The 10,190-nt window shown below is 46.5% G+C and carries 10 protein-coding genes; 3 read left to right on the forward strand and 7 right to left on the reverse strand.

The genetic code is table 11. The features are described 5' to 3' along the window. Positions 1 to 48 precede the first annotated feature (48 nt). Complete coding sequence (gene fbaA, locus WAO38_RS01735) at positions 49 to 1,131, forward strand: class II fructose-bisphosphate aldolase (RefSeq protein WP_422233747.1); 1,083 nt, start codon at positions 49 to 51, stop codon at positions 1,129 to 1,131. A 100-nt stretch (positions 1,132 to 1,231) separates the two neighbouring features. After that, positions 1,232 to 1,717 (forward strand): GlcG/HbpS family heme-binding protein, encoded by a 486-nt coding sequence (locus WAO38_RS01740; protein ID WP_422233749.1) that lies wholly within the window; start codon positions 1,232 to 1,234, stop codon positions 1,715 to 1,717. A 17-nt stretch (positions 1,718 to 1,734) separates the two neighbouring features. Here WAO38_RS01740 and WAO38_RS01745 read toward each other — a convergent pair whose 3' ends face one another. From WAO38_RS01745 to WAO38_RS01760, 4 genes are read right to left on the reverse strand one after another with little or no spacing between them, the layout of a single operon-like run. Continuing rightward, entirely contained in the window at positions 1,735 to 2,817 is a 1,083-nt protein-coding gene (locus WAO38_RS01745; RefSeq protein ID WP_422233751.1) for an ABC transporter permease, read from the reverse strand. Further along, entirely contained in the window at positions 2,814 to 3,926 is a 1,113-nt protein-coding gene (locus WAO38_RS01750; RefSeq protein ID WP_422233753.1) for an ABC transporter permease, read from the reverse strand. Before WAO38_RS01750 ends, WAO38_RS01745 begins: the two co-directional genes overlap by 4 nt. Further along, on the reverse strand, positions 3,923 to 5,539 hold the full coding sequence (locus WAO38_RS01755; protein ID WP_422233755.1) for an ATP-binding cassette domain-containing protein: 1,617 nt from the start codon (positions 5,537 to 5,539) through the stop codon (positions 3,923 to 3,925). The genes WAO38_RS01750 and WAO38_RS01755 overlap by 4 nt, the downstream gene beginning before the upstream one ends. 16 nt (positions 5,540 to 5,555) lie before the next feature. Further along, entirely contained in the window at positions 5,556 to 6,713 is a 1,158-nt protein-coding gene (locus tag WAO38_RS01760; RefSeq protein WP_422233757.1) for an HlyD family secretion protein, read from the reverse strand. Positions 6,714 to 7,108: 395 nt separating this feature from the next. Here WAO38_RS01760 and WAO38_RS01765 point away from each other — a divergent pair, with 395 nt between their 5' ends. Then, positions 7,109 to 8,422, forward strand: coding sequence for a TolC family protein (locus WAO38_RS01765; protein WP_422233759.1), 1,314 nt, complete (start codon positions 7,109 to 7,111; stop codon positions 8,420 to 8,422). A 3-nt stretch (positions 8,423 to 8,425) separates the two neighbouring features. On the opposite strand, the gene WAO38_RS01770 is transcribed toward WAO38_RS01765, so the two are convergent. The 3 genes from WAO38_RS01770 to WAO38_RS01780 form a co-directional block, all read right to left on the reverse strand. Then, entirely contained in the window at positions 8,426 to 8,812 is a 387-nt protein-coding gene (locus tag WAO38_RS01770) for a PaaI family thioesterase (RefSeq protein ID WP_422233761.1), read from the reverse strand. Between the two features lie 57 nt (positions 8,813 to 8,869). After that, positions 8,870 to 9,178 (reverse strand): hypothetical protein, encoded by a 309-nt coding sequence (locus WAO38_RS01775; protein ID WP_422233762.1) that lies wholly within the window; start codon positions 9,176 to 9,178, stop codon positions 8,870 to 8,872. Between the two features lie 105 nt (positions 9,179 to 9,283). Next, positions 9,284 to 10,189 (reverse strand): biotin/lipoyl-binding protein, encoded by a 906-nt coding sequence (locus WAO38_RS01780; RefSeq protein ID WP_422233764.1) that lies wholly within the window; start codon positions 10,187 to 10,189, stop codon positions 9,284 to 9,286. Between the last annotated feature and the right edge of the window lies 1 nt (position 10,190).

Consider the following 10,190-nt stretch of genomic DNA (forward strand, 5'->3'; position numbering starts at 1 on the left):
ATTGCTCTAAGGATATAATATCGTCTATTTTAATTGTGGGGTAAAGCGATGTCTGTAAACATTTTAGAAGTGATGAAGCCGGGAGTGATCTTTGGTGATGATGTTCAAAAACTCTTTGAAATCGCAAAACAAGAAGGATTCGCACTTCCTGCGGTTAATGTCGTCGGAACCGATTCTATTAACGCTGTTTTAGAAGCGGCAAAAATAGTTAATTCTCCCGTCATTATCCAATTTTCCAATGGCGGAGCCAGCTATTATGCCGGTAAAGGCCTCAGCAATGAAAACGAAAAAGCGGCTATCGTCGGTGCCATCAGCGGAGCGATTCATACCCATATGATGGCTGAAGCTTACGGGATTCCCGTTATTTTGCATACCGATCATGCCGCGCGCCACCTCCTTCCATGGATTGACGCCTTGCTGGATGCCGGTGAAGAGCATTTTAAAACTCACGGCAAACCGTTGTTTTCCTCCCACATGCTCGATCTCTCCGAAGAGTCTCTTGAACAAAACGTCGCAACCTGTGTCGAGTACATGAAGCGTATGGATAAAATCGGAATGACGTTAGAGATCGAACTCGGCGTTACCGGAGGAGAAGAAGACGGTGTCGATAACACCAACATCGACAATTCTCTCCTGTACACCCAGCCTGAAGATGTTGCGTACGCCTACGAAAAGCTCAGTGCCGTAAGCAACCGCTTTACGATTGCCGCATCGTTCGGAAACGTACACGGTGTCTACAAACCCGGCAATGTCGTCCTTACTCCGATCATCTTAGACAATTCTCAAAAATATATTCAGAAAAAATTCAATACCCTATCCGCGAAACCGGTCAATTTTGTTTTCCACGGCGGGTCGGGTTCAACACTCGAAGAGATCCGCGAAGCGATCAGCTACGGGGTTATCAAAATGAACATCGACACCGATACCCAATGGGCAACATGGGAAGGGGTGAAAGATTATTATGAAAAATACAAAGACTACCTCCAAGGGCAAATCGGGAATCCTGAAGGGGAAGAGAAGCCAAACAAAAAATATTATGATCCGAGAAAATGGCTGCGTGACGGACAAAAAACACTGGTCAATCGTGTAAAACTCGCTTTCAGCGATCTCAACGCTCTTAATAGAAACTAATTTATCAATATTTTTGGGCTTAAACGCCCGAAAAATTTACATATTTTTTACATATCCCCTGTAAACTCTCTCCTATCTTTTGTATGATAATCGAGTACCCATGAAAAACCTTCTTGCTTTAACCGTTTTATCCTTTTCCCTTTCTGCAGGCGACCTTGTCACCTATCAACAGATGTCGTTGGAACTCGCGACTAAAATCGCCCAAGATTCTCTGATGAATTGCCGCGATAAAGGGTATCAGGTCAGTGCCGTAGTTGTCGACCGCAGCGGAAACCTGCAGGTTGCTTTGCGCGATGTGTATGCCAGCCGTTTCACAACGGAAATCGCCGAACGCAAAGCCAATGCCGTCATCCTTTCGGGAACCGATAGCGGTGCGCTCCGAAAAAACCGTGAAGACATCCGTCAAGAGCTGAATCATATCCATGGTTTGATCGTCATGGAAGGGGGAGTTCCCGTTATCTCAAACGGTATTCTTTTAGGAGCCGTAGGGGTTAGCGGAGCTCCAGGGGGAGACAAAGACGCTTCATGTGCAGAAGCCGCACTCAAAAATGTCGAAGATCGGCTGATTTTCGCCGGGACGGAATAGTAAAACGTTTTATTCTCTTAAAACGTACTCCCGATCTTACGAAAACCGATCGTATACATAATGCCCCCGACGACGATAATGCCTAAAAAATAGGGCCATAAATCGATCCATACCGTACCGCGGTAAAAAATGCTCTCACTTCCTTCAATATAGTACCGAAGCGGCGAGAAAAGGGAAAGTTTTTGCAATAACGGGTGCATCGCATAAATAGGGGTCCACGCTCCGCTCAAGAAGATGAGAGGCATCATAATCACGATCGAGTATTGGGCAACCTGCATCACATCACGCGCGACCGAAGCTATAAACAGCCCGATTCCGGCACTTGCAAAAACATAAAAAAAACTTAGCAGTAAAAAAGCGCTCAATGATCCATTCAGGGGTGTATCAAATTTCCCGAATACGACAAACCCCAAAGAGATAACAATGCCGACCATGACGATCAGCACCTGAGAAAACGATTTGGCCAAAATGATCAGGCGGGGGTCAACCGGCATCAAAAGCATGATGTCCCACGTCCCCTGCTCTTTTTCGCGGACAAAGACTACCGCCGTCAAAATGACGATTAGCATCGTCGTAATCGACAGCAGTTCCGTCAACGCCATAAACGTGTGATTGTCCGCATTGGGGTTAAAGAGTTTATGGGATGCGATCTCCAGCGGAAAATCCAATTTCGAGACATCCAAGGCAATGTTTTGAAGATACCCCAGTGTCGTATAGGCCTGAGATGCTGCCGTCGCATCGAGCAAAACATCCAGTTCACTGGTTTTCCCCTCCCGCCAATTTTTTTCGAAATCAGTGTTAAACACAATTCCGACAATGATCTCTTTGTTGAAAATTGACCGGCTCAGCGCCTCTTGCGAATCAAAACGCTTCGGAGGGAGAAATTCTGGACTATGCAGGCGGGTGAGAATTTTTTGGCTCATACCCCCGCCGGTGAGATCGACATATCCTACCGCGACATTTCGGGGATTGATCTCGATACCGCTTCCGGCGATGTAGACTTCGACGCTGAATGCGTACAATACGACGAGTACCAGCTGCCAGGAGCGGATAAAGCTGATCAGCTCCTTCCCGACTATCGTCCAAAAAATCCGGTTCATCGAAGCTCCTTGCGCAGCAGCCATCTGCCCAAACTCAATAATATCACCCCGTACATGGCCAAAATGGCCAGATACGCCTGTGTTTTGGATGAATTCAACCCCTCTCCGACCAGAAAGACATCGTACATAATATGGTTATAGTACATTACGGGAAAAATATGCGCCTCAACTTGCGATACTCCGACCATGGATGAGATCGGCATAATAATTCCCGAATAGAGAAACCCGGGGATAATCGTAATAATGACGGTCAATACTACGGCGACGATTTGCGTGCGGGTAATGACGGAGATGAGCATTCCGATGGAAAGGCTGATGATAATATAGAGTTCCGATGCGAACCAATAAAGGAGGAAACTCCCCCGAAACGGCACCTCAAAAAGATAGACCGCCCACAAAAACAAAATAAAAATGTTCAGAGAATGGAGAAGAAAAACAGGAATCATTTTCGCCGCCAAAAATTCTATTTTGGCCACAGGAGAAGCATAGAAATTGAAAATCGTCCCCCGCTCTTTTTCCTTTACAATAAGCAGTGCCGCCAAGATCGCCGGAGCGATCAGCAGTACAAGCCCGATCAGTCCGGGGACGATCGCATCTTCATCCCGCATTGCCTGATTGAAAAGGGTCCGTTGATTGATTTGAATGATCCCTTTCGAAAACCCCGGGGAGACAGATAAAGCCGCATCCAGAATTACCCCTTTCACATAGTTTTCCATCGTCAATCCTCTGCTGGGGAATGCCGCATCGGCAAAGACACCGATTTGTGTCGTCTGCGAATGCAGAAGCCGCTTTTCAAACGATTCCGGAATGATGATGACGACATCCGTTTCCGCTTTCTTGATCTTGTGCAGCGCTTCATCCTCACTCATAGTACTCACCATGACGTCAAAATATTTGGAGTGTTCGAATTTGCTGACGAGACGATGGGAATAGTGACTCTGATCGTAGTCAATAATGAGAGTTCTCGCATGTGTCACCTCCATGCGAATGCCGTATCCGAACAAAAACAGAATCATTGAGGGCATTAAATAAACCATGACAATAAAACGCGATCGTATCAGTTCGGTCAGCTCTTTAAGGATATAGGCCTTGATAACCCCCGTCCTCATCGGTAATACTCCATAAAAATATCTTCAAAGGTTTGCGCGGAGGGATGGGCAGTATACAGATTGGGAATCGTATCATCGGCGACTTTAGCGCCATCACGCAGCAATACGACCCGATCACAAAACTCCGCCTCGCTCATATAGTGGGTCGTGATCAAAATCGCGATTCCCCATTTCTCTTTTAATGCGAGCAGAAGCTGCCAAAATTGCGCACGGGCAATCGCATCAACACCGGAAGTAGGTTCATCCAAAAATAAAACGACCGGTTCATGTAAAAGGGCTGCGGCAAGGGAAAACCGCTGATTGATTCCCAAAGGAAGTTCGCTCGGCAGCGCATCTAGATAGGGGGTAAATCCTAATTCTGCCGCATAACGGGCTATCCGTTTTATGGATATTTCCAGAGGTATTTGACGCATCGAAGCCGCATACAGGAGATTTTCGCGGACCGTCATGTCCTTATACAGTGCAAAATGCTGACTGACATAACCGATCAGGGCTTTCAGCCCTTGACGATCACGGGCGCTTTTAATCGGCTGTCCCAGCAGTTCAAGACTCCCTTCATCCATAGGATACAATCCCAAAAGCATTTTAATAAACGTTGTTTTTCCTGCACCGTTGGCACCAAGAAGCCCTAATATTTCTCCTCGGTTCAACCGGATATCGACGTGATGGTTTGCTTCAAACGTTCCAAAACGTTTTGTCAAACCGATCGCTTCCATGACGACCTCCGCAAGGGTATTGTTATTTTCTCTTTGGGTGATTTCTATCGGGGGGAACAAGCGGTTTTTTCGAAGGGCATTGACAAAAAACAATGCTTCCAGAGTAGGTTCGGCATGTTCTGCGGCAAGCGGTTCAAGCGAATAAGTAGCTTCGAGTGTCGTAATCGTGTTTCCTACCGAAGATGCGGATGCGATATAGGTCATCTCGCGGGTCGATTCGATTAAATCCGCAGCCTCTCCTTGAGCAATGATTTCCCCTTCATCAAACAATAAAAGTTTGTCCATTTTGGCCGCTTCTTGCATATATGCCGTACTGACGATGATGATCGTCCCTTCCTCTTTGCGAATCTGGTCAAGGATTTCCCACAGTTCGATCCGGCTTAAAGGGTCAACCCCCGTCGTCGGTTCATCCAGAATCAGCAATTTCGGACGATGGAGCAAGGTGCAGATCAGCGAGAGTTTTTGCATCATCCCGCCGCTCAGATTTCCGGCTCGTCGATCGGTGAACTTTTCGAGTCCTGCCATCTGCAACAATCGTTTTTTGTACGCTTCGAACGTACTGTTACGGCGGATATTACGGATATCGGCAAAAAAAGACAAATGCTCCTCAACGCTTAGAAGGTCATACAAGACCAGTCCTATCCCCTGCGGCATAAAACCGATCAGATGTTTTAACGGCTCCGCTTCTTGGGGCGAATGATAGGTTATTCCTTGAAAACTCACCTCACCCTCAAAACGGATAACGCCGGATATGGCGTGCATCAAAGAACTTTTCCCGGCACCGTCTGCACCGATAAAACCAATAATCTCCCCCTCTTTTGCTTCAAAAGAGACCTCTTTGATCGCAATCCGGTCCGTATGCCGAACACTAACACGATCAATTTTCAGCGTTTTCATCTCATTAACACTTCGATTACTCGGGAACTTCGCTAAGTGTCGTCGGCAGATTTTCCCCATCCAATGAGATGACCCCCACAGCCGGTATACCCAGTTTCAGCAGCTCATCACTCTTCAGCGGCTTGAGATGAACGGCATAGACCCGCTGAATCCTGTCACTCGGCACACTGACCTCTTTAGGTGTAAATTCCGCTTTTTGCTCAATCCGGACGACTTTTGCCCTAATCGGTCTCTTTGGATATGAATCCAGAAAAATAACCGCCGAATCACCGATTTTTATTTTTCCGTTTTGCAGCGTATCGATAAATATTTTCAGATAAAGAGTACTCGGGTCAATCAATGTGACCACCGGCATCCCTGCACCGACGACCTCCCCTTCGTTCGCAATTTTTTCAATCACTAGCCCATTTACCGGAGATCGAAGCTCCATTTCTGAGAGAACCGCTTCGATCTGCTGTTTGGATGCGATCAATCCCTTCACCCCCGATTCCAGTACCTTGATACCTTCTTGCAGTGCCGCTATCTTTGCTTGTGAGGCAGAGGCGTCACTGCGGTCGCTTCTCGAAATTCCGATTGCCTGGTCGAGCTGCAGCCGTTTTTGCTTCAGGGAGGAAAGCTGATCCTGATCGTTTTGAAGTTTTAACATCGCCATTTCGAGTTTATGCTTCTCGATCAGCCGATTGGCGTAGAGATTCTCCATGCGTGCCATGTCTCTTTGATCCTGATCCACGGCATTGGCCTGCGTATTGATCATTTGGTCCAATTCATCCCGCTGGCGCTGTTTGATAACAATACCGGCATCCGCTTTTACCAAAGATTCGGGAATCGTTTTTTTGGCGATATTCAGTTCGATCGTACGCGCGGAAAGCTGTTGTTTCTGCGCTTCAATCTGTGCCTCGATCTGCGCTAATTGAGCAGTTTGTTCACGGCTTTCCTGCGTTGCCAGGATTTCATCTTTTTTGACCGACTGGCCGTCTTCTACTTCTATTTTCGAAATACGCCCCGGATATTTTGCATTGATATTGATCAAATCTCCATCGATGCGGCCGCTCCCCTGAACCAAATTTTCAGGAAGTTTATAAGGATGAAGTTTCTTGTAAATTAACACGGTCGCGGCAATAAAAAGTATTGCGATAACAATACTGAGCTGATATTTTTCTATAAACTGTTTCATATGTCTCCCTTATAACTGATATTATGCATTTTTCGGGCAAAGCCCGCAAAATGGAAGGGACAGCTACCCCTACAATCCCCTAAAGCTGCCCGTATCTTCCAGATACGGGAGAAAACTGACCGTTTATGTTTTTCTATCATAACCCCTTATCCCTTAGGTAAGAATGAATATTTTCTCAATATTCCAAGTACGGATAAAGTAGAAATAGTCTATCAGGACAATATCCATTTTACAGAAGAGAGATTCATCCGGTTATATCGAAACAATTCCCGCTACTTATGCGTTACAATAATAGTCTTTGCAATACTTTTATCCAGTCAGGATAATATAAATTGTTCCAAGCAATGTGTGTCGCATTTGCTTTTTGTTAAATTCAAATTCTCCGAGGAGATCTTATGAAACGATTGCTTACAACTCTCATCCTCCCGACATTTCTGCTGGCACAAAGCTATCCGGAGGTTATTTCCGATCTCGACCATTCTCTTGCCCTGCAAAGTGCCCGGCAATTGGAAACTGCGGCATGGGAGAGCTATCGTGCGGCAGAGGGAAAAAACCTGCCGAGTTTGGATGCGAATCTTAATGCTCTCAAATTTCAGGAAACGCCTACCGTCACTTTCCGCCTCCCTCCGGCAATGACGCCGATGACCGCTCCAATGGGGACGAAAAATCATGCAGAAGGTTCATTGACCCTCACCTACCCTCTCTTTAGCGGCTTTGCCATCAGTGCATCGATCGAAAAAGCAAAATTAGCGCATGAAAAAGCGTCGCTGCAGGTTGCCGATCTTAAGCGTAACCTCTACCTGAGCACCACCATGCTCTACAGCTCCGTCATTGCCTTCGATCAGATCATCGCGGCACAGGAAGAGGCTAAAAAAGCAATCACAGAATCGCATACAAAGGCTAAAGGACTTTATGACAACGGCCTTTTGGCCCCGGCAGAACTGTATGCGATCGAAGCCAAAAAATTTGAGATAGAAGCTCAGATCACCGAGAGTCAAAACAAAAAACAGCAAACGCTCAATCAACTCTCATATCTCACGAATACGGCGGTCACTTCCGCCGGTATTGTGGTTCATGTTCTTCCCATACCCGAAAAAAATGAAATGGTTCGTATTGCACTCTCAAATCGGGAAGATCTGCGCGCACTCTCAAAAGCGATGGATATGGCACAAACCGACGTAACCGTCGCGCAAAGCCGCTACTATCCGAATCTCACCTTGGTCGGTGCCCTCAAACGTCAAGGAGACAGCCTTGAGCTCAATGGCGATGGCTATTCGAATGCGGATAAAAGCTATGCCGGAGTCGCTGCGTCTTGGAACCTTTTCAACGGTCTGAGCGATATGCATACCACAGAAGCGGCTCAGGCGGCCAAACTTTCCGTTCAAATGACGGTTGAAGATTATAAGCACCGGATCGAAACGGAAATCGATAACGCCTATCTCGATATTAATGCCCTTCAAAGCCAACTTCAAAGTGCAAAAATGCAGGTCAAAGCGTCCGGCGAATACGCCAAACTGACCCATGGCCGTTTTGACAATCAACTATCCAGCGCAGATGAACTTAGCCGCTCGATTGCCGACCTTGCAAGTGCCAAAGCCAAACAAGCCAGCCTGGAGAGCGAACTGTTTAACCAAAGTGCAGCGCTTTGGCTCAAGGGTGGACTAAACGCTTTTCAGGAAAAAGTCATACCTATCACGGCAAATCACTAAAATTTATTTGCTTTTATCTTCTAAAACAGCATAGGTCCCTGTGGCGAATGCCACCAATTTTTCTTCATCAAAGAGTTCAATCGTGACAAACGACGTGCTTCTTCCTTGACGCTTGACCGCGGCAACCGCTTTTAGCGTTTTGCCGGATGCCGGTTTCAAATAATTGATTTTGATCTCCATAGTGACGGACGTATATCCCTCTGCAAGATTGGAAACGGCGGCATACCATCCGGTATTGTCCATCAAGGTGGAAATCACCCCGCCATGTACGAATCCTAAATGCTGTAAATGATAAGGCTGCGTTTTGAGTTCAACTTCAGCTTCACCGTTTTCGCACCGTATTAAAACGGCACCGATATGATCCAAAAAAGGAAATTTAATCTCTTTCATCTATCTTCTTTGAGTGATAATTTTCAAATGACACCATACTCTTGATTCCGTCCATGATCAAGGGGTATCGTATTTCAATCCCATATTGCTGCATCCAGATGCTTCTCCGCCTCGACAAGCCTGGGCATAGAGTGCGGCAGCCTGGTACTTGTTTTGTACGACTCCGGTACCGTTTTCATAGAGGGCTCCGAGATCAAAACACCCTTTTGCACTTCCGCCATCACATGCTTTTGCAAGCATTGCGGCAGCTTCCGCATAATTATTATTATCGAGAGCACTTTTAGCCTCTTGATACGCATCCGCATAGCAAGAGAAACTGATTCCTACGGCCATTGAAAGTGTAACAGCACTCAGTATCTTTTTCATAATTCTTCTACCTTTTTATTCCTGTATTTATCAAACGACATTTAAAAATGACCTATTCAGTGACACCGTGTCACTGAAAAACGATAATCTATTTCGTAATTATTTTTAAGTGTTCTCCTTTGGTTTGATTTTCTTTTTTTCCGGTTTTATACTGACCGAACACGTCATCCCCGCAGAGAGTATCATCCCTTCAGGCACGCTGTCGATGCGGATACGGACGGGAATCCGCTGTGCCAGACGGATCCAGGTAAAGATCGGATTAACATTGGCCAAAAGACGTCCGTCGGTATAGTTGTCACGGTCGCTGATCCCTCGGGCGATACTCTCGACGTGCCCCTTCAAGGTATATTTGGTTCCGAGCATCTTCATCTCCGCACCATCTCCGATATGGATAAGCGAGAGTTTATGCTCTTCAAAATAGCCGTATACCCAGAACGATCCTGCCGTGATGATCGCCATATGTTTTTCTCCGGCATCAAGGTAGTCACCTTTACGCAAGAGGAGGTTAGAAACCCATCCGTCCGTCGAGGCGCGTACGCTGGAACGTTCCAGATCAAGCTTAGCCGTCTCTACCCGTGTCATCGCTTCTTCGTATTTGGCATACGCCATTTGGGCATCGAAGGAAGTATCGGCGCGGTTTTCGGCAGATACGACATCGTTATCGGCGCCATTGCGTCGTGCGGCTTGATGTTTTTTCATATCGTATTCGGCCTTGCATGTTTGGGCAACAGCTTCAGCGGCATGCAGTGCGTGAAGGAACCGCTCCTTGTCGATTTGAAAGAGGATATCCCCTTTGTGGACGAATTGATTATCGACGACAGCCACCTCCGTGACCAACCCGCTGACATCCGGAGCGATCATAACGACATCCGCACGTACACGTCCGTCACGCGTCCAAGGGCTGTTCATATAGTTGTGCCACAGCATCAGTCCCAGAAAGATAGCTAAAGAGACAACGGAAAAAGTAATGACGAAGCGTATCAGCTTCGTATATTTATTATTTTTATTCATG

The organism is Sulfuricurvum sp. (assembly GCF_049277495.1).
GTDB lineage: Bacteria > Campylobacterota > Campylobacteria > Campylobacterales > Sulfurimonadaceae > Sulfuricurvum.

Excerpts from the sequence above, each read along its gene's own strand:
- WAO38_RS01765 (WP_422233759.1), top strand. The coding sequence starts at position 7,109 with ATGAAACGATTGCTTACAACTCTCATCCTCCCGACATTTCTGCTGGCA.
- WAO38_RS01775 (WP_422233762.1), bottom strand. The coding sequence starts at position 9,178 with ATGAAAAAGATACTGAGTGCTGTTACACTTTCAATGGCCGTAGGAATC.
- WAO38_RS01745 (WP_422233751.1), bottom strand. The coding sequence starts at position 2,817 with ATGAACCGGATTTTTTGGACGATAGTCGGGAAGGAGCTGATCAGCTTT.
- WAO38_RS01755 (WP_422233755.1), bottom strand. The coding sequence starts at position 5,539 with ATGAAAACGCTGAAAATTGATCGTGTTAGTGTTCGGCATACGGACCGG.
- WAO38_RS01770 (WP_422233761.1), bottom strand. The coding sequence starts at position 8,812 with ATGAAAGAGATTAAATTTCCTTTTTTGGATCATATCGGTGCCGTTTTA.
- WAO38_RS01740 (WP_422233749.1), top strand. The coding sequence starts at position 1,232 with ATGAAAAACCTTCTTGCTTTAACCGTTTTATCCTTTTCCCTTTCTGCA.
- WAO38_RS01780 (WP_422233764.1), bottom strand. The coding sequence starts at position 10,189 with ATGAATAAAAATAATAAATATACGAAGCTGATACGCTTCGTCATTACT.
- WAO38_RS01750 (WP_422233753.1), bottom strand. The coding sequence starts at position 3,926 with ATGAGGACGGGGGTTATCAAGGCCTATATCCTTAAAGAGCTGACCGAA.
- WAO38_RS01760 (WP_422233757.1), bottom strand. The coding sequence starts at position 6,713 with ATGAAACAGTTTATAGAAAAATATCAGCTCAGTATTGTTATCGCAATA.
- fbaA (WP_422233747.1), top strand. The coding sequence starts at position 49 with ATGTCTGTAAACATTTTAGAAGTGATGAAGCCGGGAGTGATCTTTGGT.